The organism is Rhodococcus sp. MALMAid1271 (assembly GCF_049195265.1).
GTDB lineage: Bacteria > Actinomycetota > Actinomycetes > Mycobacteriales > Mycobacteriaceae > Rhodococcoides.
In genome coordinates, this window is the sequence record NZ_JBMIRQ010000058.1 from 116,364 (window position 1) to 138,940 (window position 22,577).

The 22,577-nt window shown below is 65.0% G+C and carries 24 protein-coding genes and 1 riboswitch; of the genes, 13 read left to right on the forward strand and 11 right to left on the reverse strand.

Annotated elements, in window-relative coordinates; translation table 11 throughout:
• Positions 1–203: 203 nt before the first annotated feature.
• Entirely contained in the window at positions 204–1,589 is a 1,386-nt protein-coding gene (locus tag ACOQFP_RS07060; protein WP_341243411.1) for a CitMHS family transporter, read from the forward strand.
• 30 nt (positions 1,590–1,619) lie between these two features.
• On the forward strand, positions 1,620–2,030 hold the full coding sequence (locus ACOQFP_RS07065) for a universal stress protein (RefSeq protein WP_206492195.1): 411 nt from the start codon (positions 1,620–1,622) through the stop codon (positions 2,028–2,030).
• Positions 2,031–2,102: 72 nt separating this feature from the next.
• On the opposite strand, the gene ACOQFP_RS07070 is transcribed toward ACOQFP_RS07065, so the two are convergent.
• Together ACOQFP_RS07070 and ACOQFP_RS07075 are read right to left on the reverse strand one after the other, a co-directional pair.
• On the reverse strand, positions 2,103–3,515 hold the full coding sequence (locus ACOQFP_RS07070) for a HAMP domain-containing sensor histidine kinase (RefSeq protein WP_307830913.1): 1,413 nt from the start codon (positions 3,513–3,515) through the stop codon (positions 2,103–2,105).
• Positions 3,512–4,219, reverse strand: coding sequence for a response regulator transcription factor (locus tag ACOQFP_RS07075; RefSeq protein WP_206492194.1), 708 nt, complete (start codon positions 4,217–4,219; stop codon positions 3,512–3,514). The genes ACOQFP_RS07070 and ACOQFP_RS07075 overlap by 4 nt, the downstream gene beginning before the upstream one ends.
• Before the next feature lie 100 nt (positions 4,220–4,319).
• Between ACOQFP_RS07075 and ACOQFP_RS07080 the strand changes: the two genes are divergently transcribed.
• The 4 genes from ACOQFP_RS07080 to ACOQFP_RS07095 all read left to right on the forward strand — a co-directional run bounded on the left by ACOQFP_RS07080 (position 4,320) and on the right by ACOQFP_RS07095 (position 7,318).
• Positions 4,320–5,324, forward strand: a complete 1,005-nt coding sequence (locus ACOQFP_RS07080; protein WP_421583937.1) for a permease — start codon at positions 4,320–4,322, stop codon at positions 5,322–5,324.
• Positions 5,321–6,058: a TIGR03943 family putative permease subunit gene (locus ACOQFP_RS07085; protein ID WP_421583879.1), complete on the forward strand. Its 738-nt coding sequence runs from the start codon at positions 5,321–5,323 to the stop codon at positions 6,056–6,058. Before ACOQFP_RS07080 ends, ACOQFP_RS07085 begins: the two co-directional genes overlap by 4 nt.
• A 33-nt stretch (positions 6,059–6,091) precedes the next feature.
• A riboswitch (guanidine-III (ykkC-III) riboswitch) is annotated at positions 6,092–6,153 on the forward strand.
• Positions 6,154–6,167: 14 nt separating this feature from the next.
• Positions 6,168–6,482 (forward strand): SMR family transporter, encoded by a 315-nt coding sequence (locus ACOQFP_RS07090; RefSeq protein WP_341243407.1) that lies wholly within the window; start codon positions 6,168–6,170, stop codon positions 6,480–6,482.
• 32 nt (positions 6,483–6,514) lie between these two features.
• Positions 6,515–7,318, forward strand: coding sequence for an ABC transporter (locus ACOQFP_RS07095; RefSeq protein ID WP_421583880.1), 804 nt, complete (start codon positions 6,515–6,517; stop codon positions 7,316–7,318).
• Positions 7,319–7,367: 49 nt separating this feature from the next.
• On the opposite strand, the gene ACOQFP_RS07100 is transcribed toward ACOQFP_RS07095, so the two are convergent.
• A complete protein-coding gene (locus ACOQFP_RS07100; protein ID WP_421583881.1) occupies positions 7,368–8,939 on the reverse strand; it encodes a PucR family transcriptional regulator in 1,572 nt (523 codons plus the stop codon).
• A gap of 99 nt (positions 8,940–9,038) precedes the next feature.
• Between ACOQFP_RS07100 and pruA the strand changes: the two genes are divergently transcribed.
• The 3 genes from pruA to ACOQFP_RS07115 all read left to right on the forward strand — a co-directional run bounded on the left by pruA (position 9,039) and on the right by ACOQFP_RS07115 (position 12,015).
• The gene (gene pruA / locus ACOQFP_RS07105; RefSeq protein WP_421583882.1) at positions 9,039–10,688 is read left to right on the forward strand and encodes an L-glutamate gamma-semialdehyde dehydrogenase; all 1,650 of its coding nucleotides are present in this window, start codon (positions 9,039–9,041) and stop codon (positions 10,686–10,688) included.
• A complete protein-coding gene (locus ACOQFP_RS07110) occupies positions 10,685–11,629 on the forward strand; it encodes a proline dehydrogenase family protein (RefSeq protein WP_421583883.1) in 945 nt (314 codons plus the stop codon). Before pruA ends, ACOQFP_RS07110 begins: the two co-directional genes overlap by 4 nt.
• Before the next feature lie 197 nt (positions 11,630–11,826).
• Positions 11,827–12,015, forward strand: coding sequence for a hypothetical protein (locus ACOQFP_RS07115; RefSeq protein WP_206492187.1), 189 nt, complete (start codon positions 11,827–11,829; stop codon positions 12,013–12,015).
• A gap of 209 nt (positions 12,016–12,224) precedes the next feature.
• On the opposite strand, the gene ACOQFP_RS07120 is transcribed toward ACOQFP_RS07115, so the two are convergent.
• Positions 12,225–12,557 carry an STAS domain-containing protein gene (locus ACOQFP_RS07120; protein WP_341244360.1) on the reverse strand — a complete coding sequence of 111 codons (333 nt, stop codon included), beginning with the start codon at positions 12,555–12,557 and terminating at the stop codon, positions 12,225–12,227.
• A 283-nt stretch (positions 12,558–12,840) separates the two neighbouring features.
• Positions 12,841–13,320 carry a MarR family winged helix-turn-helix transcriptional regulator gene (locus ACOQFP_RS07125; protein WP_206492185.1) on the reverse strand — a complete coding sequence of 160 codons (480 nt, stop codon included), beginning with the start codon at positions 13,318–13,320 and terminating at the stop codon, positions 12,841–12,843.
• A gap of 208 nt (positions 13,321–13,528) precedes the next feature.
• On the opposite strand from ACOQFP_RS07125, the gene ACOQFP_RS07130 reads away from it, so the two are divergent.
• Both ACOQFP_RS07130 and ACOQFP_RS07135 read left to right on the forward strand, forming a co-directional pair.
• Positions 13,529–15,556 (forward strand): MMPL family transporter, encoded by a 2,028-nt coding sequence (locus ACOQFP_RS07130; RefSeq protein WP_206492255.1) that lies wholly within the window; start codon positions 13,529–13,531, stop codon positions 15,554–15,556.
• Entirely contained in the window at positions 15,556–16,185 is a 630-nt protein-coding gene (locus ACOQFP_RS07135) for a lipocalin family protein (RefSeq protein ID WP_421583884.1), read from the forward strand. The genes ACOQFP_RS07130 and ACOQFP_RS07135 overlap by 1 nt, the downstream gene beginning before the upstream one ends.
• Positions 16,186–16,249: 64 nt before the next feature.
• Here the strand turns inward: ACOQFP_RS07135 and ACOQFP_RS07140 are convergent, their stop codons facing one another.
• Positions 16,250–16,873, reverse strand: a complete 624-nt coding sequence (locus ACOQFP_RS07140) for an FKBP-type peptidyl-prolyl cis-trans isomerase (RefSeq protein WP_421583885.1) — start codon at positions 16,871–16,873, stop codon at positions 16,250–16,252.
• A gap of 25 nt (positions 16,874–16,898) precedes the next feature.
• The gene (locus ACOQFP_RS07145; protein ID WP_421583886.1) at positions 16,899–17,753 is read right to left on the reverse strand and encodes an SDR family oxidoreductase; all 855 of its coding nucleotides are present in this window, start codon (positions 17,751–17,753) and stop codon (positions 16,899–16,901) included.
• 113 nt (positions 17,754–17,866) lie between these two features.
• On the opposite strand from ACOQFP_RS07145, the gene ACOQFP_RS07150 reads away from it, so the two are divergent.
• A complete protein-coding gene (locus ACOQFP_RS07150) occupies positions 17,867–18,241 on the forward strand; it encodes a winged helix-turn-helix transcriptional regulator (RefSeq protein WP_206492181.1) in 375 nt (124 codons plus the stop codon).
• On the opposite strand, the gene ACOQFP_RS07155 is transcribed toward ACOQFP_RS07150, so the two are convergent.
• Positions 18,215–18,604: a VOC family protein gene (locus ACOQFP_RS07155; protein WP_206492180.1), complete on the reverse strand. Its 390-nt coding sequence runs from the start codon at positions 18,602–18,604 to the stop codon at positions 18,215–18,217. The two genes, ACOQFP_RS07150 and ACOQFP_RS07155, sit on opposite strands and share 27 nt — an antisense overlap.
• A 207-nt stretch (positions 18,605–18,811) precedes the next feature.
• On the opposite strand from ACOQFP_RS07155, the gene ACOQFP_RS07160 reads away from it, so the two are divergent.
• Positions 18,812–19,291 carry a DUF6764 family protein gene (locus ACOQFP_RS07160; RefSeq protein WP_206492179.1) on the forward strand — a complete coding sequence of 160 codons (480 nt, stop codon included), beginning with the start codon at positions 18,812–18,814 and terminating at the stop codon, positions 19,289–19,291.
• 312 nt (positions 19,292–19,603) lie between these two features.
• On the opposite strand, the gene ACOQFP_RS07165 is transcribed toward ACOQFP_RS07160, so the two are convergent.
• The 3 genes from ACOQFP_RS07165 to ACOQFP_RS07175 form a co-directional block, all read right to left on the reverse strand.
• Positions 19,604–20,623 carry a hemolysin family protein gene (locus ACOQFP_RS07165; protein ID WP_206492178.1) on the reverse strand — a complete coding sequence of 340 codons (1,020 nt, stop codon included), beginning with the start codon at positions 20,621–20,623 and terminating at the stop codon, positions 19,604–19,606.
• Entirely contained in the window at positions 20,620–22,026 is a 1,407-nt protein-coding gene (locus ACOQFP_RS07170) for a hemolysin family protein (protein ID WP_421583887.1), read from the reverse strand. Before ACOQFP_RS07170 ends, ACOQFP_RS07165 begins: the two co-directional genes overlap by 4 nt.
• Before the next feature lie 137 nt (positions 22,027–22,163).
• Positions 22,164–22,526, reverse strand: coding sequence for a universal stress protein (locus tag ACOQFP_RS07175; protein ID WP_206492176.1), 363 nt, complete (start codon positions 22,524–22,526; stop codon positions 22,164–22,166).
• Between the last annotated feature and the right edge of the window lie 51 nt (positions 22,527–22,577).

Genomic DNA, 22,577 nt, shown 5'->3' on the forward strand with positions numbered 1-22,577 from the left:
TCGGCCAGGCTATGCCCAGAACACACCTTTGGGGTCATTCCGCAGGCTCCACTTCCGGGCCGTGAGCACAATGCGCAAAAGGCTCTTTACGTCGCTTGCGCGGGTAGTGCGCACAACAGCGACCCTGTGACGCCGGTTACGTAACTTCAGTCACACACCGAGTCCGACCGGACCCACCTCACACATTCGACAAGGAGTGCACGATGTTGGTGATACTCGGCTTCCTCATGGTCGCCGCCTTCATGTTCTTGATCCTGACGAAGAGAGCAACGCCCGTCGTCGCACTCACTCTCGTGCCCGTCATCTTCGGTCTGCTGGCCGGTGCCGGGCTCGGCATCGGCGATATGATCACCGACGGCATCAAATCGCTGGCCCCCACTGCAGCCCTGCTCTTCTTCGCCATCATCTTCTTCGGAATCATGATCGACGTCGGACTCTTCGATCCGCTGGTCCGCGGCATCTTGCGGGTCGTTCGCAACGATCCGATGAAACTCGTTGTCGGAACCGCTGTTCTGGCCATGGTCGTCTCGCTGGACGGTGACGGCTCGACGACGTTCATCATCGTCACGTCCGCCCTGTTGCCGCTGTATCTCAAACTCGGTGTCAGCCCGGTGATTCTGACGGTCGTCGCCGGTCTCGCCAACGGCACGATGAACATCATTCCGTGGGGCGGCCCGACGGTTCGCGCTGCTTCTGCTCTCGGAATCTCCCCGTCCGAGGTTTTCGTTCCGATGGTTCCCTCGATGATCGTGGGCCTGATCATCGTGCTGCTCTTCGCCGTTCACCTGGGCATCATGGAACGCCGACGCATCGGCAAGCTGATCTACGAGCCCGAACTGGTGGCCTCCGGTGGTGGCGGGGGCAGTATCGGTAGGAGCGGCACGGCAACCGGCGGGGCGGGCACCGGTGGATCGGACGACGGCGAATCGGGTCAGTTCTTCGACGGCCTCGACCCCAACCGCGCCACTCTGCGCCCGAAGCTGCTGTGGTTCAACGCTGCTCTGACGGTCAGCCTGCTCGTCATCCTCGTCATGGATGTCCTCCCGATTCCGGTGCTGTTCATGATCGCGGCCTCGATCGCATTGACGGTCAACTTCCCCAAGGTCAAGGAGCAGGGCGACGCGATCGCTCGGCATTCGTCCTCCATCGTCTCGGTGGTCGCGATGGTTCTTGCTGCGGCGATCCTCACCGGCGTCTTCCAGGGCACCGGAATGGTCGAGGCCATGGCCGAGTGGCTGCTCAACGTGATCCCGTCCGGTATGGGCCCGTACCTGGCCGTCATCACCGGCATTCTCAGCATCCCGCTGACGTTCTTCATGACCAACGACGCCTTCTACTTCGGGGTCTTGCCGGTGCTGACCGAGACTGCGGGCAAGTACGGCATCGACCCCGTCGAGATGGCCCGTGCCTCGATCACCGGCCAGCCCGTGCACCTGCAGAGCCCGCTGGTTCCCGCCATCCTGCTGCTGGTCACCCTCGCCGGAGTCTCGTTGGCCGATCACCACAAGAAGGTGCTGTGGCGAGCAGTGGTCGTGTCCCTGGCCATGCTGGCCGTCGGCGTCGTCCTCGGCCAGATTCCGTTCGGCTGAACCCCACCCCCACTTCGTAGGAGAAACCGCATGACTGTCGGCGTACTGCACAACAATGCACCCGAGGGCCGCGCCGCCCTGGCGGCCGCGGTTCGCGAGGCCCGTATCCGAGAAACCGATCTCGTCGTCCTGCACGCACTGTCCGGATCTGCCGAACCGGCTGCCGAGACGGTCGAGACTCAGGCGGTGTCCACTGCCGTGGACTCCGCGTTGAGCGATCTCGATCACGCCGGTGCCGTCACCTGGTCCGTGGCAGTGGGCCGACCCGATCCCGACGCCGTGAGCACCGTGTTGGCATTGGTGGAGGAGCACAAGTCCGACATCCTGGTCGTCGGCTCGCGCCATCGCTCGGCCGTCGGCAAGTTCCTGATGGGACAGACGATTCAACGCCTGCTCCTCGAGATTCCGGTTCCGGTTCTGCTGGTCAAGTCCGGAGCATGAGTGCGTCCGACCGGATGAGCCGAGCGCTCGGGGCCGACGGCACCGTCCTCGCGAATCAACCGTCCTCGCGAATCAGCCGTCGGCGCGGGGTAATTCGACCCGGAACCTCGCGCCCTTCCCCGGGACGCTCTGCACGCTCACGGTGCCACTGTGAGCAGCCACCAACGCCGCAACGATCGACAACCCGAGACCGCTGCCACCACTCTCGCGGGTCCGCGAGGAGTCCGCTCGATAGAAGCGCTCGAAGACGTGAGCGGCCTCGTCTTCACTGAGACCGGGCCCGGTGTCCTGCACGTCGAGCAGCACCGACGACCGGGTCGTCTCGACGCACACGGTGATCGACGCAGTGTCGGGGGTGTGCCGAACTGCGTTTCCGACGAGGTTCGCCACCACCTGACGCAGCCGTGGGTCATCGCCGATGACTTCGGGAATCCCTTGCTCTGCCATCACTTTCAGTGTGATGTCTCGGCCGGGCGAGATCGCCGTGGCGTCGTGGACGGCATCGGCGGCGATGGTCAGCACGTCGACCCGGCGCATGTCGAGAGGGCGTTGGGCATCGAGCCTGGCCAGCATGAGCAGGTCCTCGACGAGCAGACCCATACGCGCCGACTCGCCTTCGATACGCGTCATCAGCAACGAGATGTCACTCATCGCGCCCTGCCGATACAGTTCGGCGAATCCGCGAATCGTCGTCAGCGGCGTCCGCAGTTCGTGGCTGGCATCGGCGACGAACCTGCGCATCCGGTCTTCCGATGCACGGGCCGCCTCCTCCGAGGCCGCGGTTGCGGCGAACGCGCGCTGGATCTGCGAGAGCATTCCGTTCAGGGCCGCCGACAACCGACCCACCTCGGTCTTCTCACTCCATTCGGGTACGCGGCGATGCAGATCCCCGGCCGCGATGGCCGCCGCAGTCGTCTCCACCTCGCGGAGGGGACGAAGACTGCGTCGCACCACGAAGTAGGCCATCACACCCAGCGCGAGCAACACGGCCGCGCCGATGTAGAACTGCAGTACCACGAGCCTGCCGACGGTCATCTGATTGGCGCTGAGCGACATTCCCACGGTGGTCGAACCTGCGCTGTTGGTCACCGTGATCACCCGCCACTGCTTCGACGGGTCACCCTCGGACCCGACGGTTTTCGGGATCGCCGACGGCGGGCCCGACAGGTCCGGACCGTCGTTGGCCACATCGTTGATCGGGCCGCGCACGGTACCGTCCGTGGCCACCGAGCGAACGAAGAAGTTCGACGGGGGCCGACCCGGGTTCGGCTCGTCCAGCGGCGGGAGCGGGCGGGCGTCGGGTTGCGCCCACCCACGGGAGGCCTCCACCAGTTGGCTGTCCAGGCGACGCATCAGAGACGTCTCGAGCGAGGTCGTCACCGCCACTCCCGACGCCAACAGGCCCACCCCGACCAGAAGCAGCAGCGCCGCGACCAAGGTCAGTCGCAGCGGGAGATGTCGCAGCCGTGCCCGAAGCCCCCTCACCGTGGCCGGCGCATGACGTATCCGACTCCTCGCAGCGTGTGGATCAGGCGGGTATCGCCTGTGTCGACCTTGCGTCGCAAGTAGGACACGTAGGACTCCACCACTCCCACTTCGCCGCCGAAATCGTAGTGCCACACATGATCGAGGATCCGCGGCTTGCTCAACACGGTTCCCGCGTTGACCATGAAATACCGCAACAGCGTGAACTCGGTGGGCGAGAGGGAGATCGGCTCGCCTGCCTTCCAGACCTCATGGGTGTCGTCGTCCAGTTCGATGTCCGCGAACACCACTCGCGACGGTTGCGCGTCCTCGTCCTTGCCCCATCGCCGCAGAATCACCCGGAGCCGGGCGACCACCTCTTCGAGGGAGAACGGCTTGGTGACGTAGTCGTCCGCACCGAGGGTCAGGCCGGTCACCTTGTCGTCCACCGAATCGCGCGCCGTCAGGAACAGTGCCGGTGCATCGGTCCCGTCGGCGCGCAGGCGACGCAGCAGCCCGAAGCCGTCCATGCCGGGCATCATCACGTCGAGGATCAGGGCCTCGGGCCGGAAATTGCGGGCCTTGTCCAGAGCCTCGGGGCCGGACGAGGCCGTCGCCACCTCGAATCCCTGGAACCTGAGACTGACCGACAGCAGTTCGACGATGGTGGGCTCGTCGTCGACTATCAGGACTCTCGCCTCGGGTGTCTCGCTCACGGTACCCATCTTCGCGCGCGAGACTGCTGGTTCGCTGCACTCTCGCTGTGAGGTTGCTGTGAGCCTGTCGCCGAAACAGCGAGACCGAGGAGGGGGCATGATGGCAGCGATGCTCGATGCGAACACCGACTCCCGTCCGCGGGCTCGGCGTCCGATCTCATCCATGCACGTATTCGCAACTCTGCTCGTGTTGGGCATCGTCTTCGGTGCCGACGCTTCCCGGTGGGTCCTGTCGTCCCCGGCGCTGCGGACCGGTACGACGGTGTTCACCGGGATTTTCGTCCAGGCGACGCCTTTCCTGGTGCTCGGTGTGCTCGTCAGCGGTGGCATCGCCGCGTTCGTCTCGCCCCGTGTGCTGCAGAAGGTGGTACCGAAGAACGCCACCGCTGCGGTCGGAGTGAGCGGTCTCGCGGGAATGGCGTTGCCCGGTTGTGAGTGCGGGGCCGTGCCGGTCTCGCGTCGGTTGATGGATCAGGGTGTTCCTACCTCTGCAGCTCTGGCATTTCTGCTCTCGGCACCGGCGATCAACCCTGTCGTCCTGGTCTCCACCGCAGTGGCCTTCCCCGGCGAACCGGCGATGGTGCTCGCGCGGTTCCTCGGCTCGCTGGCGACAGCTCTGGTGATGGGTTGGCTGTGGACCAGATTCGGCAAGGCCGAGTGGATCACCGCACGGCTCGCTGATCGCGAACACCGCCACGAAGGCACCCCGTGGGAGACCTTCCGTGAGTCTGCGCGGGCGGACCTGCTCCAGGCCGGAGCCTTTCTCGTGTTCGGAGCAGCGGCAGCCGCGCTGCTGCACCTGGTGGTTCCGGACTGGGTGTTCGCGCATCTGGCTGGGCAGCTGCTGCTCTCCATCGTGGTCATGGCCGTCCTGGCGGTGATCCTGGCGCTGTGCTCGGAGGCCGATGCATTCGTCGCGGCCAGCATGTCGATGCTGCCGCTGTTGCCTCGGCTGGTGTTCCTGGTGGTCGGACCTGCTGTCGACGTGAAATTGATGGCGATGCAGGCGGGCAGTTTCGGACGCGCCTTCGTTGCTCGCTTCGCCCCGTTGACCTTCGTCGTCGCGATCGTCTGCGCCTCGGTGAGCGGCTACGTGTTGGTGGGTGCGCGATGAAACGTGAGGTGCAGAATCTGCTGCTGCTGTTCCTCGGCGGGGCCACGGTCAAGATCTCGTTGGACGGCACCTTTGTGCGATACGTCAAACCGTCGCTGCACCCGTATCTGCTGGCCGCCGGGGTGGTGATCGTCGCCCTGGCGATTGCGTCGATCGTTGCCGACATCCGCCGCGGTGGGCCCGGCGACGACGGACACGATCATGATTCGCGTCCGTATTGGCTGCTTCTGGTCCCGCTCGCGGTCATCGTGTTCATCGCCCCGCCCGCGCTGGGCGTCTCGGCCGTCGGCGATCGATCCGTCACCTCGGCAGCCGATCGTCAGAGGACAGCGTTTGCACCCCTGCCGGACGAGGACGCGCCCGAGGTTGCTCTCCTCGAGGTCGTCCAACGCGCGGTCAGGGACACCGAAGGCAGCCTCGACGGTCGGGAGATTCGCGTCACCGGATTCGCCGTCGCCACCGCAAACGGTGGCTCGCCGCGCGCCGACGGCACGAGAGAAGGCATCGACCTCGCCCGCATCCTCATCATCTGCTGCGCGGCCGACGCCAGGTCCGTTCGCATCCATCTCGATGCAGGTCGCGTCCCTCTCGACGGCATTGCGGAGGGCACCTGGCTGCGCGTCTCGGGGACCGTCGACGCGGCTACTGCCACCGAGCAGACGGCATTCACGCCCACGATGACGGTCTCGTCGGTAGAACGTATCGAGGCACCGGAGAACACGTACGCGTACTGATATGGCCACTTCGGCCCCAAATTGGTACGATCGTACAAGTCACTTCCGACAATCGGACGAGGGGCACCGTACCCGCTCAGACAAGACGGTGTCAGAGGAGTGATCTCTCATGGCTTGGCTGATTCTCGTCGTCTCCGGTGTTCTCGAAGCGATCTGGGCAACCGCGCTCGGCAAATCCGAGGGCTTCACCAAACTCGGGCCGTCGGTGGTGTTCGGTGTCGCGGTGGTGCTCAGCATGATCGGACTCGCGATCGCGATGCGGTCGTTGCCCACCGGTACCGCCTACGCAGTATGGGTCGGTATCGGTGCCACCCTGACGGTCACGTACGCCATGATCACCGGGGCCGAGGCCGCCTCGCTGCTCAAAGTTGCGCTCCTGCTCGGCATTGTCGGATGCGTTATCGGACTGAAGGTTCTTCACTGATTTTCCGAGCTACGAGCAGTTACAGTAAGACGATGAACTGGGTGTCAGCGATCACACTGCCCGCGCGCGCCGGACTCGCGATCGCCGAGCAGGCAGTCGGCGTCGCGGAGGTTGCCCTGGCGACCACCCGGATGGCATTGGCAACCGGCGCGTCCAATACTGCAGGCGTGGCCTCGCTGGCCAACCCGCGCGGCGGCACGATGCAGCTTCTCACCCAACTCGGTCAGCTCACCTCCGACGACCGCGCCTTGGGCAATGCACTCAAGGAGGGCGGGCCCCTCGACCGCCTGCTCGCCCAGGGAGGCGTCGTCGATCGCCTCACTTCCGAGGACGGGACCCTCGAACGGCTGCTGGCCCCGAGTGGGCCGGTCGAACGGATTCTCGCGCCGGGAGGACCCCTGGATCGGCTACTCGCCGAGGACGGACCGCTCGAGCGACTGCTCGCCGAGGGCGGCCTGCTCGACCGCATCACCGCCACCAACGGTCCGCTCGAACGGCTCACGGCCACGGACGGCCCGCTCGAGGTACTCACGCGTCAGGACGGCCTGATCGAACGCGCCATCGCCGAGGACGGCATCCTCGAGACGATGCTGGCCGAGGACGGAGCCGTCGAGCGCTTGACGGCCAAGGGCGGTCCACTCGATCAGTTGGTCAAACTCTCCGAGACGCTGACAGCGGTGGCACCGAACATCGAGCGGATGAGCATTTCGATCGACATCCTGCAGGATTCCGTGGAGATACTCTCCGCAGCGGTTCACCCGCTCGGAGAGTTGGTCGGTCGGCTTCCGAGTCGCTGGCTCAAAAGCGGCAAACAGTCGGTACACGAGCTGCACTGACTCACCGGACCGCTGGGTCCATGTCCGAGAGAACTCCCGTGTCGGACAATCACATCCGCAGCTGAATCTCGACGAGCAGACGTGCATCGGGATCGGTGAGATCGAGCTCGAGGATCTGCTCGACGCGGCGGATACGGTAACGCAGAGTGTTCGGGTGAACGTGCAGAGACTCGGCAGCGGACCGAACGTCGCCGAAGCACGCCAGGTACCTGTCCAGACTCTCCCTCATTCTCGCGTCGTTGGATGCGTCGTATCGGTCGAGGGCGGCGATACGCGGATCACGCAACTGTTCGTGGTTGCCGATCAGTTCGAGAATCTCCCCCAGCAGCACCGATGTTCTCGACTCTTCGAGCGTCGTGACACGCACCTCCCCGGTGGTGCCGTCGAGTACCCGATCCACCTCGAATCTGGCTACGGCCACGGCTTCGAGGTCTGCGATCGGCGCAGCCACCGCGGCACGCAGGGCCAGCGAGGTCCGCGTCTCGATCCGGCCGACGGCATCGGCGGTCCAGGCCGAAATCGGGGTGCCCGACGCCACCCCGGGAAACAGTGCGTAGATTCTCGCACCGATGGTGGTGACCAGGGATTCACGTCGAAAAGCGCTGGCGTGCAGACGGATCGACGGTGCCAGGGTGCCGATGTCGAAGTCTCCGCAGGGAGCGAACCCGACGACTGCCGAGGACCCGGAGGTGGGGATCGACAGCGCCGACGCCAGCGAGGGCACGTCCACTCCGCCGCCCCGCGCCCCGAGTAGTCGCTGAATCTGCAGGGTCTCGTTGGTCGGCGCGTTGGTGATGCGGGTGATCAGCCGGGCCGCGACAGCCGAGGCTCCGCGCAGTACCGCGTCGGCTTCCCCGGTGAGCGGAGTGAGGCCCTCCTGCACCCAGATGGTCCCGAGAGTCGTCGAGCTACCGATCAAACGACGAATCCCCACCGCGAGGCGTCGACGAATCCCCAGTTCGGGATCGGCGGGCACGTCGATGACGTCGTCGGTGCGACGCAGGCGATCGAACACCCCGCGCTCGTGCAGTCGGCGCAGATAATCGGCGGGTCCTTCTCTGCCGAGGATCGACAGGGTTCTCAGTTCGTCGGCTGCGTCGTCCGCCGCCGAGTAGGCCAACACGTGTGAGCGCTCGTCTTCGATGCTCACCATGCCCTTGGTCAGTGACGCGACCGTCTGCGCAAGTTCGTACAGATCGGTATCGGCCCCGAAGGTGTCGTTCTCCGGGTCGTGCGCACGTACTTGGTCGAGCACTCCGCGCGTCATCGACAGCAGCAGTTCCCATCGTGTTTGCCGGTGCACGGCAACCAACGCGATACCGGCCTCGCGCGCTCCGTGCGTCAGCGCAGCCGAGTCGGCGACCTTGGTCAGAACTGCGAGCGGCCTGTCGGTGGTGGAGCGCAGCGCGAGATCGTCGAGCCAGCGCACCACCTCGGCCTCGGTTACTCCCACCAGCAGCGTGACATCGGCGCAGGCACCGGGGGGCAGCCGGAGGTCGTCCGCGTCGAGCAACGCCACCGAGCCGACGGTCATGTCGATCCCGGCAGGGGCGAGGACGAGTTCGACGACCGCGCTGTGCAGTGATGCGAGCAGTGTTCGGAGCGTGACGGCGTTGGCCATGCGGACAAGTACATCACGAATTCTTTGGCCGATGAGCTGATTGAACGGCCTGCGGATCGGACTTCAATGAGCACAAGACATCGACGACGAGGAGCAGCCATGGACGCGGTCACATCCGTACCAACCCCCACCAACGAGCCAGTGAACACCTACGCCCCAGGGACCCCGGAACGCTCTCGCCTGCGTACGCACCTGACCGAGCTCCGAGGCTCCCCCGTGGACATCCGACAGGTGATCGGCGGAGAACACCGACATGCGGACGGTCCCGTGGAGAACGTCGTCGAGCCGCACCGGCACTCGTCCGTCATCGGCAGCTTCGCCGGTGCCGGTCACCAGGATGTGCGCGATGCCATCGACGCCGCCAGCGCAGCGGCCCCGATGTGGCGGGATCTACCGTTCGACGAGCGCGCTGCGGTCTTCCTGCGCGCGGCCGATCTACTGTCGGGTCCGTGGCGCGAAAGGATCGCAGCGGCAACGATGCTCGGTCAGTCGAAGTCCGCATACCAGGCCGAGATCGATGCCCCCTGCGAGCTGATCGACTTCTGGCGGTTCAACGTCGCGTTCGCTCGGCAGATCCTCGCCGATCAGCCGGTATCGGCTCCGGGAGTGTGGAACCGGCTCGAATACCGCCCGCTCGAGGGGTTCGTCTACGCCATCACCCCGTTCAATTTCACCGCCATCGCGGGCAACCTACCCACCGCGCCTGCGCTGATGGGCAACACCGTGCTGTGGAAGCCCTCTCCCACCCAGGCCGTGGCCGCGTACCTGACACTGCAACTGCTCGAAGCCGCAGGACTACCACCAGGGGTGATCAATCTGGTCCTCGGCGATGGGCCGATGGTCTCGGAGGTGGCCCTGGCCGATCCGCGCATGGCCGGCATTCACTTCACCGGCTCCACCGCGACGTTCCAGACGCTGTGGCGCGAGGTGGGCAACAACATCTCGAACTACAACTCCTACCCGCGTCTGGTCGGTGAGACCGGAGGCAAGGACTTCATCGTCGCGCACAGCTCCGCCGATCCGGATGTGCTGACCACGGCCATGATTCGCGGTGCATTCGACTTCCAGGGCCAGAAATGCTCGGCAGCATCGCGGGCTTTCGTCCCGAAATCGGTGTGGGCGAAGATGGGCGAGACGTTCATCGAGCAGGTTTCGGCGCTGAAGTACGGCGACGTGACCGACCTGTCGAATTACGGCGGGGCAGTCATCGACCGAAAGGCATTCGACCGCAACGCAGCTGCCCTCGACCGGGCCAAGTCGGTGCCGAGCCTGACCGTCGCTGCAGGCGGAACCTGCGACGACTCCGAGGGATACTTCGTCTCCCCCACCGTCCTCCTCGGCGACGACCCGACCGACGAGGCCTTCACCACCGAGTACTTCGGCCCCATCCTCGCCGTGCACGTCTACGACGACAGCAAGCCCGACGGCTACGCCGAGACGCTGCGCACCGTCGACACCGGATCGAAGTACGCACTGACCGGAGCAGTCATCGCCACCGATCGCGCTGCCGTCGAACAGGCCCACGCGGCATTGCGATTCGCGGCCGGGAACTTCTACGTCAACGACAAGCCGACCGGTGCCGTGGTCGGTCAGCAACCGTTCGGTGGCGCTCGCGCCTCGGGAACCAACGACAAGGCCGGGTCACTGCAGAACCTGCTGCGCTGGACCTCCGCCCGCACCGTCAAGGAAACGTTCGTCCCGCCGACCACCCACGGCTACCCACACCAGGAAGGCGAGGGAACGCGATGACCACCGTGCTCAACAATCCCCTTCGGCCGGCGCTGCTGGCGGCGGCCAGGTCCTCGAAACTGCAGGCCGGTCTCACCCGGATTCGGGCGACCCGATCGCTCGTCGACCGATTCGTTGCAGGAGAGTCCGAACCTGCGGCCGTCGCCGCCGTCGATACGCTCCTGTCCTCCGGCCGCTTCGTTTCGGTGGACTATCTCGGCGAAGATACCACCGACCGCTCCCAGGCTGCCGCCACCGTGGATTCGTATCTGTCTCTGATACAACGCTTTTCGACGAGGGACACGAGCGGAAGAGCGCTGGAGGTCTCGCTCAAGTTGTCGGCGCTCGGCCAGGGAATCGACCGCAGTCTCGCGCTCGAGAATGCGCGAACGATCTGCACCGCGGCCGAGGCAGCCGGAGTGTGGGTGACGGTGGATGCCGAGGACCACACGACCACCGACTCGACGCTGTCGATCGTCCGCGAACTGCGCGCGGATTTCCCCGATCTGGGCACGGTGCTGCAGGCGTACCTGCGGCGCACCGAGGCGGACTGCGTCGCCCTGTCGGGGCCGAGATCGCGGATCCGACTGTGCAAGGGGGCGTACAACGAACCGTCGTCGGTGGCGTTTCAGAGCGCTCGCGAGGTGTCCGATTCCTATCTGCGGTGCCTGCAGGTGCTGATGGAGGGCAGCGGATATCCGATGGTCGCCTCGCACGACCCGGACATGATCGAGGCTGCCGAGCGGCTGGCAACATCCGCAGGGCGGTCTTCCGATGAATTCGAGTTCCAGATGCTCTATGGGATACGCGATCCGGAGCAACGGCGGCTCGTCGACGCCGATCGACACGTTCGGGTGTACGTGCCGTACGGAGAGCAGTGGTACGGCTATTTCATGCGCAGGCTGGCCGAGCGGCCTGCGAACCTGATGTTCTTCGCGCGCTCGCTGATCTCGCGTAGGTAGCGGGTTCTCCGGTCGAGTCGATCACCGCGAATGCGCGCGCGTTTGCCAGGTGCGCGCGGAATCTCCCCTTTACTGAGACGATTTCGCACGCATTCGACGAATGCGCGCGCATTCGCGGACCGCGGGAGCCGGCCGCCGCTTCCCAGGGAGCGATCCGGCGTGGATTAGGTTGTGCCACATCGGGGCATCCCGAGGTCATGGCAAATTACAGAGTGATCGATCCGCACGGAACCGTCGTCGATACCAAGGACATCTCCAGTGCCGAGGACGCGCAGGCCTGGTTCAAGGACAGTCGCGCAGACAACGAGGACCTGGGGTGGCGACTGGAAGTCGAGCACGACGGCGAGTGGGCCTTCTTCAGTGACTCCGAAGGAACAAAGGACTAGATCGACTGTCCCGCAACGGAATCGGACGGCATTACAGATCGGTTGCAGCCGTCCGATTCTGCCGGAGTCGGTGCACCTGATGTCGATGGACCGGCGGTCGATGAACCGACCGGGGCATGCCCGTGCACAACAGTGGGCAGCCCCGATATCGGAGCTGCCCACCTCTTATCGCGGCGATGATCGCCGGAGCACTGAAGATTGCCGAAGTACTACCGCCCGTTCGACGGTCGAGCCATCGGAATCGTGGAGTCGAGCTGTGCGACCTGCAGCAGGCGCGAGACCGAACGTCCCGCGACGACCGACCAGGTTGCCCCGATGCCTGCGGTGTATTCGCGTACCGCATCGAACACGGTGAGTCCCGCGATACCGAAGAAATCGACATCGGTCAGCTCGAGGGTCACATGCGCTCTGCTGGACATGCGACTGCACACGAAATCGGAGAACATGGGCGCGCTGCGCATATCGATATCCCCGTGAACAGCGACGATCAGTGAACCGTCCGGTCCATCGTGTGCGGTGAAGATTGCGCCGGTTGCTGCCACGGATACGGACTTTTCCGCGACGGCCGACGAGGTAGTTCGGACTTTGTTGCCTGAAGATTCAACACTCATGGCAGATCCCATCGATCGGTCGAACTGAGGGGGAAACCGATTGACGCAGTGGGAGCATTGTGATGCCCGACCCGGACGCCGACTTCGCTGCGTTTCCCCGTGACCGGCTGTTAGCTCAACCGCTGCCAACCCTACGTCACCGGCAGCCTCAGCGTCCAGCATCGGCTCGAGCAGGCCGCCCACCAGCGTCTCGAACGTCAGGCGGTGCCTGCATTCATGTTCGACTGCGGTTGCCCAGGTCGGCATGGTGTTCGCGCATGGCACCGATGAGGGATTCGAACACTCGATGGGCGGCTGCCAGATCGGCGTCGGGAAGGTCCGCCAGAGCGGCACTGGTGCGTACACCGAGGGGGCCGAAGAAGCCCCGAGCCACCTCCATCCCGTGCTCGTCGTACCGCAGAATCACCTTGCGGCGGTCTGATACGTCCGACTCTCGCCGAATGTGCCCCGAAGCGATCATGCGCTCGACCAGATAGGTGATGGCCGCAGAGGACAGCCCCAGCATTGCGCCGAGTTCGCCTGCGGTGAGGGGCGAACCCTCCACATCGGCGACCATCACATGCAGCAATGCTCGAAAGTCGTTGGGCCGCAGATTGTGCAGGGCACCGAACACCTGGCCGATCTGCTCGGAGACCGAAGACAACGCTCGCAGATCCGCTGATATCGCGGATTCGAGGTGGTTTCGGTCGGACATGTCGGTGGTAACTCCTTCGCATCGGTCACCGTCAGCGTACTGCCCGCAATAGATTCAGTTGCTTAACATCTAAGTTAATGAGATTGTTTAGAACGTGGACAGTACCCGAACCGACCGCAACGACGCCTGGGACCGCATCGCCGCAGCAGTCACGCACCGAAGGTCCTGGGCTATCGCGCTGGCGATCCTCGTCCTTTCCGGTGCCGTGATGGGGCTCGTCGGCAGCAACGATTCCGCGGGCCAGTCGCCGAATTCACTGCCGACCTCCGCCGAGTCGTATCAGGTGGACCAACTGCTGGCCGAGTTTCCGGATTCCGACACCGCGCCCGTGATTCTGGTGCTCAGTCGCCCCGACGGCGCAGACCTGACCCCCGCCGATATCGACGCCGCCACCGCCGCTCAGAACAGGCTGCTCGCCGTCGATCGCTCGGTCCCCGACCAACCCGGCCCTCCCCCGATCGTGGCACCCGACGGAAAGGCCGCTATCGCGATCGTCCAGGTCGATTCGAAGTTGTCGGGCTTCACTCTCGACGACCTGATCACCGACCTGCGGAGCGCAGCAACCGAGAACCTCCCGCCCGATCTGCGCGCTCAGGTCACCGGCGGACCTGCGTTCGGTGCCGACATCGCGAACTCCTTCTCCGGTGCCAACTTCACGCTTCTCGCCGTCACCGCCCTCGTGGTGGCAGTACTACTGATCGTCACCTACCGGTCACCCATCCTGTGGTTGGTTCCGCTGGCCGTCATCGGATTCGCCGACCGATTCGCCACCACTGTCGGCACCGTCCTCGCACAGGCCACCGGACTCTCGTTCGACGGTTCGACCTCGGGCATCACCAGCGTGCTCGTGTTCGGTGCCGGGACGAACTACGCGTTACTGCTGATCTCTCGATACCGCGAGGAACTGCGTCGCGAGTCCGATCACCGGCGTGCCCTGCGGAACGCCGTCCGGCACGCAGGACCTGCCATCGTGGCCAGCAATGCAACCGTCGTGCTCTCGCTGCTGACCTTGTTGTTGGCGATCCTGCCGAGCACACGCAGCCTGGGAGCTCTCGCCGCCGCGGGCCTCGTGGTCGCAGCGGTCTTCGTCCTGTTCGTACTGCCTCCGCTACTGGCCCTGTTCGGCCCGAAGCTGTTCTGGCCGTTCGCGCCCAAGGAGACCGACCGAGACACCACCACCGAGGGCGTCTGGCACTCGGTGGCGGCGGGCGTCGCGAAGCGTCCCGTGGTGACGGCCTCGGTCACCATCGCTGCCCTGTTGGCGTGCTGCGCGGCATTGTTCGGGACCCAGATCGGACTCTCCCAAACCGAGCAGTTCCGAGTGACCGCCGAGTCCGTCGAGGGCTTCGATACTCTCTCGCAACACTTTCCGGCCGGTTCTGCCGACCCGATCACGGTTCTCGCACCCACCGACGAGGTCGACTCGGTGATCGGCATCGTCGAGGGCATCGGCGGAGTCGTCTCGGTCGATCGCGTCGCAGATTCCGACACGGGCCTGACCCGCCTGTCGGTCGTCACCGACGCTGCCCCCGCGTCGGACGCGTCGTTCACCGTGGTCGAGAATCTGCGCTCGGCACTGTCCGATGTGGACGGTGCCCGAGTCGGTGGTAGCGACGCCAAAGCGCTCGACACCACCGATGCCTCTGCTCGCGATCGCCTCGTGGTGATTCCCGCAATCCTCGTGGTGGTGCTGGCGGTCCTGGTACTGCTGCTACGAGCTGTTGTGGCACCGCTGATTCTCGTCGCGACAACGGTGCTGAGCGCAGTGGCCGCGATCGGCATCGGCAGTTGGGTGAGCCTGCACATCTTCGGATTTCCTGCACTCGACGACAACACACCGCTGTTCGCGTTCCTGTTTCTCGTCGCCCTCGGGGTGGACTACACGATCTTCCTGGTCACCCGGACCCGCGAGGAAACACATCTCCACGGCACCAGATCTGCCATCGTGCGGGCCGTATCGGCCACCGGCGGCGTCATCACGAGCGCGGGAATCGTTCTGGCAGCAGTGTTCTGTGTGCTCGGCGTGCTGCCTCTGATCACCCTGACCCAGCTCGGCATCATCGTCGGACTCGGCATTCTGCTCGATACCTTCGTGGTACGAACCGTCGTCATCCCCGCCCTGTTCACCCTCATCGGCCCGCGGATCTGGTGGCCGAACACACTCGATTCCGGCACGACCACAACACCCGGCACGAAATCAACACCCGGCACGACCACAACACAAGGAGCGAATTGATGAAGATCCGTAACGCATTCGGCCGCACCGCACTTGCCGGTGCCGTCCTGGCGGGCGCACTGCTTGCCGCTACCCCCGCGCAAGCGCAACCGGTGGGCCCGTTGGGATCGGTCGGCCTCGAACCGCTCGCCCCGGTCGCGTCGCTGGACATCGACCGCTACCTCGGCACCTGGAACCAGGTTGCTGCAGTACCGCAGCCGTTCAACCTGATCTGTGCGCGCGACACCCAGGCCAACTACCAGTTGATCGACGCGTCGAACATTCGCGTCGAGAACACCTGCACCACCTGGACCGGTCAGGAAAACCGCATCGTCGGTAACGCACGGGTCAATGACACCACCACCAATGCCCAACTGCACGTGAGCTTCCCGGGCGTTCCCACCCAGGAGAGCCTGGACGGTCCGACCAACTACATCGTGGCCTACATCGCCGAGGACTACTCCTGGGCATTCGTCGGAAGCCCGGCCCGCACGTCCGGATTCGTGCTCAAGCGCACGCCCGACGTCAGCGTCGAGCAGTTCCGCGAGATCCGCGGCGTCGTCGAATCGCTGGGTTACGACTCGAACTTCATCACCACCACGCCCACCCCAGGTGGAGCGACCACGATTCAGCAGCTGTCGACGGTGTAGTGCTTGCGGCAGTGGTGCGGCTCCGTTTCCGGATCGGTCGCGCCGCACCACTGCGGCTACGCACTCAGTTCGCGCCGAGGATCGAGATCGCGAAGATCAGGCTGTCGCCCGGTTCGATTCCGGCCTGCGGCTGCCCGCTGGGGTAACCGTCTGCCGAGGTGACCGCGACGGCGACCGTCGAGCCGACGGTCTGTCCGGCGATGGCCTTCTGGAAGCCCGCAACCACGCCGCCGAGCGGGAACTCGACCGGCGCTCCTCGCTCGTAGCTGCTGTCGAACGTCGTGCCGTCGCGTCCGTTCACACCCATGTAGCACACCGATACCGTCGCATCGTCGGCGACGACCGGGCCATCTCCGGCCTGCAGCGTCTCGACCTGCGTCTCGGCGACACTGAACGGCGTCTCGACCGTGACCGCAGGGGCCGTGGTGTCCGTGGGTCCGACGACGGCGATGCTGCCGGTGTCGCCGGCCAGCGTCCACTCGGGTGTTGCCGATGCATCAGGGGCGGCCGTAGGGCACGTGCTGGCCGCCGCTGCCTCGGCCGAACCAGCGGTGGAGCTGGAAGCGGTGGTGGACGTGGCAGTTGCCGAGGTGTCGGCGTCCGAACTGCACGCACCGGTGATCAGCGCGAGCGAAGCGGCGGCGGCCAGGAACAGGGTGCGGGTCGTCTTGTGATTCACCGCGCCCACGGTACAAGGAGCGCAGCGATCCCCGTCACAGTGCCGCGCGAAATATCTCGGCGACGGGAGTGGACGCACGCCCGATCAAAGCCTGCAGGTCACCGGAGTCGGTATCGAGCTCACCGCGAGAGATTCCGGCGTCAGCACTGGCGAGCATGGTCGCCACGACGTCCGGCAGGCCTGCGCCCTGGAGTACGGTCGCGTACTCGGCCTCGCCGAGATCCTTGTAGACGACCGGCTTTCCGGAGAGGTCGGCGATGATGGCGGCCAGATCGGCGTAGCTCAGGTGTTCGTCACCGCCGAGCTCGTAGATCTTCCCGCCCTGGTTGCTCGACGTCAGGACCGCAGCGGCCGCTTCTGCGTAGTCGGCTCGCGAGGCCGCGGCAATTGTGCCGCTGCCGGCTGCGCCGAGCAGAACTCCGCCGTCGACGGTCTGGGCGAGCGATCCGAGGTAGTTCTCCCAGTACCACCCGTTACGCAGGAACACCGCGGGAATGCTGGACGCGGTCAGGCGCTGCTCGGTGGCCCTGTGCTCAGGTGCCAGGCTCACTCCCGACCTGTCGGCGGCCAGCAGGCTGGTGTACGCGATCAGGCCCACTCCGGCCGCCTCCGCGGCCTCGATCACGTTGTTGTGCTGCGCAATTCGCTGGCCCACTTCCGATCCCGAGATCAGCAGCACCGTGTCCACTCCCGCGAATGCCGAGGTCAGGGCGGCAGTGTCGCTGTAGTCGGCCACGCGCACGACAAGACCGCGCTCGGCGAGCGGGGCCGCTTTGTCGGCGTTGCGCACGACGGCGACGATATCGGCCGGTGCGACGCCGCGGCGGAGCAGCGAGGCGATGACGAGCCCGCCGAGATTGCCGGTTGCTCCGGTGATTGCTGTGGTCATGAAGATCGCTCCTGAAGTTGAAGTATCAAGCTATATGCATCATGCACTTACTTTTCGTGCAGTGCAACATCGATCAATAGCACTTCCGGATTTGCTTGCGCTAACATGGTCGGATGTCCGAGGCAGCCGAATCTCTCGCAGCATCCGTCTTCGCACGCGAATGCGCGTCCAGGCAGACGCTCCACAACGCGACGAGCCGCTGGGCAGTACTGGTGTTGGCCGCACTCACCGAGGGCGACTACCGATTCAATGCCCTCCGCCGACGCGTCGACGGAGTCAGTGAACGGATGCTCGCGCAAACTCTGCAGACCCTCGAACGCGACGGCCTGACAGTGCGTACCGTGCTCGAAACCATTCCGCCGAAAGTGCAATACAGCCTGACCCCACTCGGTCGCGAGGTCGGATCACGATTGACCGATCTCATCGAACTCATCGAAGGCTCGATGCCGACCGTGCTGGAGTCACGCGCCGAGCACGACGCGCGCTGACGCACCGGGGCTTGTTCCAGGCGGGGTCACCAAGCACCACTCGTTGCCCTCGGGGTCGAGCAATACCTGAAAGGATCCGGCCGCGTCGGAGTGCTTCTGGCCGACCACTGTCGCACCGAGACCGACCGCCCGAACCACCGCGTCGTCGATGTTCGGTACATCGACATCGAGGTGCAGTCGGTTCTTGACGACCTTCCCCTCCGGAACTCGCTGAAATGCCAGGCGGGTGAACCCGGGAACATCCACGAAGGACCACGAGTCGTCGCGTGCTTCCGGTTGCCCGCCGAGCACCCCGGCCCAGAATTGCGCCAGCACCGCCGGTTGCGTGCAGTCGAACACGATTTCGTCGATGCGCCCGATCATGACGCCATCCTAGGGACCGACCACCCCCAATGGTGCGTTATCTTTTCGTTGCTGAACCGAGACCTATTCGAGATGTTCGCGAATCCGCGCCGTCGCTCGCCGAAGCCACACTCGAAACCAGGGAGTCGGGTCCCTGACAGAACTGGCCCAGCCCCCTCGACACGCGGCACACCGGTGCCGACACACCGATCTCGGGAGGCATTCACCATGTTCCACACCAAGAGAATTCTCGGCGGAGCGGCAGCATTCGGATTCGCCTGTACCTTCGCGGCCCTGGTGCCGGGCACGGCGTCCGCAGCTCCGGTCGCGTGCACCACCGCACCGGGAGGCATGGACATCACTGCTCTCGCGGGCGGATCTCAGTGCGACAGCTCGGCCGATGGCGCGAGCGCCGCAGCCGGCGTCGGGCTCGAAGGCTGGGGGTCGGCCGAGGCCATGAACAACGCTGCAGCCCTCGCACTGGGGCTCAATGGCGGTACCGCCGTCAGCAACGGCAGTTTCGGCGGCGCACCCGCAGCAATCGCCTTCGGCCCAGGCGCCCTCGCGCAGAACACCGCGTCCGGTCTCGGCCTGTCGATCGCAGTGGCCGCGCCGGGTTCGACGATCACGCTCACCCCCGAGGGTGCAGTATGCGAGGGCGCAGGCATCGCAGGCAGCTTCACCACATTGCAGGGCTGCATCGGCTGACGTCCGCCTCCGAAAAGACCGGTAGGCGATGTTGATGCCGCCGAGGGCCGGGTCATCTACAGTTTCAATGACCTACAAGTCTCGGCATGCGAGTCGGCAACGACCCGCTGAACAAGGAGTTCGACGGCAATGATGTCCTACCTGCTCTACGACGTGCTGCTCCCCCAGCTCGGCCACGACGTCGCGTCGTACTGGGCACACCTTCTGGTCATCGCCCCGATCTGATTCGGGTAGAAGACGAGGCACAACGAAGCATCCCCGCTCGGCAGAACAGTCCGGGCGGGGATGCTTCGAGCACGTGCGGTACTCGAGTCAGACGGGTTCGGGCAGAAGCCGCGTCAGCACATCCGAGAGAGTGACGACGCCGATCGTGCGTGAGCTCTCGCCCGCACCGACCGACGCGTCGACCACCAACGCCAGGTGGTGCCTGGTTTCCCGCATCGAGGCCAGCGCCACGTACACCGGGGTGGTGGAATCGAGCGTGTAGGCCGGACGCGTTATCTGCGCCAGATCCTCCGCATCGGTCAACGTATCTCGAACGTGCACAACACCTTTCACCACATCGTCATCGCTGACGAGAATCCTCAGATGTCCACTGATGCGCGAGACCTCCCGCACGTCGTCGATGGACGCCGAGGACGACACCGATGTGGGCGTGCCGCTCTGGGCAACCAGATCCCCGACGGTAAGATCCTGCAACTCCAGCGCACCGGAGATCTGGGCCTGGTAGCTGGCGTCGAGCGCCCCCACATTGACCGAATGCTCGACGAGCTGACGCAGGTCGTCGGCGTTCTGGCCCGAGCCCACCTGATCGGCAGGCTCCACCCCGACCCTGCGCAGGCACCAGTTCGCCATGTTGTTCAACACCGTCAACACCGGACGCGTGAGAAACATGAACCCGCGCATGGGAAGTGCGAGCATCGTGGCCGACTTCTCCGGATGCGCGATGGCCCAGGATTTCGGAGCCATCTCGCCGACGACGAGATGCAAGAAGGTGACGATGATCAACGCGAGGACGAAACCGAGAACATCGGCGAACCAGTACGGAAGGCCGATACTGCCGAACAGAGGCGTGAGCCAGTAGTGCACGGCGGGTTTGGTGGTCGCACCGAGCGCCAACGTGCAGATGGTGATGCCGAGCTGAGAGCCGGCGAGCAGCACGGTCAACTCCGACGAACTACGCAACGCGGCCCGTGCGGCCCGCGAGTTCGGTGCAGCATCTTCGAGGCGGTGCCGCTTGGCCGCGAGCAACGCGAATTCCACTGCGACGAAGAACGCACTCGCCGCAATGAGACCGATGGTGACGGCGAGGAATACCCAGATATTGCTCATCGATGTGCTCCTGCGGCGTCGGTCTCGGCCGAATTCTCGTCGTGCTCGGTTGCTCGCTCGTCGATGGTGAGAGTGAGCAGTGAGGGCACGTGGCTGTCGATCTCCTGCACCTCCACGGTGACGAATCGAACGGGCGTCTCGTCGTCATTGGCGAGATCGGCGTTGTCGGGCGGTAGATCCACTTCGATTCGGGTTCCGACTCCCGGCAGCGAACCGTGGTGCGCGATGACGAAACCGGCGATGGTCTCGTAATCACCCTCGGGCAGATCCACCCCGATCGCGCGTTCGACCTCGTCGATGTGCACCTCGCCCGCCATCGTCCAACTACCGTCGTCGGCGCTGACCGGGCTCGGGTCCGGTACACCGTCGTCGTGCTCGTCGGTGATCTCACCGACCAGTTCCTCGGCCAGATCCTCGATGGTGATGACGCCGGTCAGTCCGCCGTATTCGTCGATGACGCAGGCCAATTGGTTGCGGGTCGCCCGCAGTTCGCGCATCGCATCGGGCAGGCTCTGCATCTCGGGCAGAATCAGCGCCTCGCGGGCAAGACCGGAGATCGGCGTCGCATCGGGTTCGGCGGAGTCAAGCACGTCGTGCAGATGCACCACACCCACGATTCCGTCGTCCTCGTTCAGCACCGGGTAACGCGAATGTTCCTGCCCCATCAACGTTTTCACCTCCCCCAGCGTGTCGGTATCGCGCACGGTCGCGGCACGTGAACGCGGGATCATCGCATGTTCGACGTTGCGCGTCGGGAAGTCGAGAATCCGATCGAGGAGCGTCGAGAGCTCCTCCGGGAGGTCACCGGTCTCACGCGAGTCGGACACGATGTGTTCGAGATCGCGGGGACTTGCCGAGTGCTCGACATCGTGCACGGGCTCGATCTTCAGTGCTTTGAGCAGCAGGTTCGAGGACTGGTCGAAGATGGTGATCAACCAGCCGAAGAGTTTGAGATAGATGGTCGTCGACAGTGAGAGCCATCGAGCGACCGGTTCGGGACGAGCGATCGCGAAGTTCTTCGGAAACAGTTCGCCGAACAGCATCTGCACGAACGTCGAGAACGTCAGCGCCAGAACGGCACCGAGTCCCACGCCGACAGCGGTCGGAATTCCGATGCCGCCCAGCATCGTGCCGAACGACTGGCCGATCAGCGGTTCGGCGACGTAGCCGACCAGAAGTCCGGTGACCGTGATGCCCAGCTGGGCACCGGACAGCATGAACGAGGTGCGCTTGGTGACCGTCAATGTACGGGCCGCGACGGCGTCACCGGCTTCGGCACGCGCCTTCAGGCGGGACCGGTCCACGGTCATGTAGGCGAATTCCTGCGCAACGAAGTATCCGGTTGCGACAGTGATGAGAAAAACGACGAGCAGGCCGAGCAAAAGAGTGAGCAGAACGCTCATCCGCCGGACACCGCCTCGCACGTAGTAGCTGTAGTGCGGGGGGCCGTGTCCGGCCCGGGTTTATCGCTGTCCATGATTCCTCGGGGTTGTCTTGGGTGAAGTTTGTCCGATACTACCGGGTCAGCGTCGGTATCGGATCACGGTGCCTTCACGACGAGCACTGGAACCGGGCAATCGAGCAGCACCCGCTGCACCGTGCTCCCCATCAGGAACTTGCCCACCGCGGATCGACGCTTGGAGCCGATGACGACCAAGCTCGCGCCGACGTCTGCAACGAGATCGACCAATGCGCCCGCCGGATCGCCGCCATCGGGCTCGACGCGCAGGGTCGGAGCCGCTCCCGGGAGCACCCGCTGAACCTCGGCCTGCGCCGCGCTACGGTCCTCGGCCGATATCGAATCCCGGTCCACCACGGACAACACGACCAATGAAGCCCGCCGCAGTTCGGCCTCGGCAGCACCGCGGCGCAATGCTTCGTGTCCCTCCGGTGTGTTGCTCATAGCTACTGCCACTGCGCTCGCTACCGACACGGTCTCTCCCGTTGCTCGAAT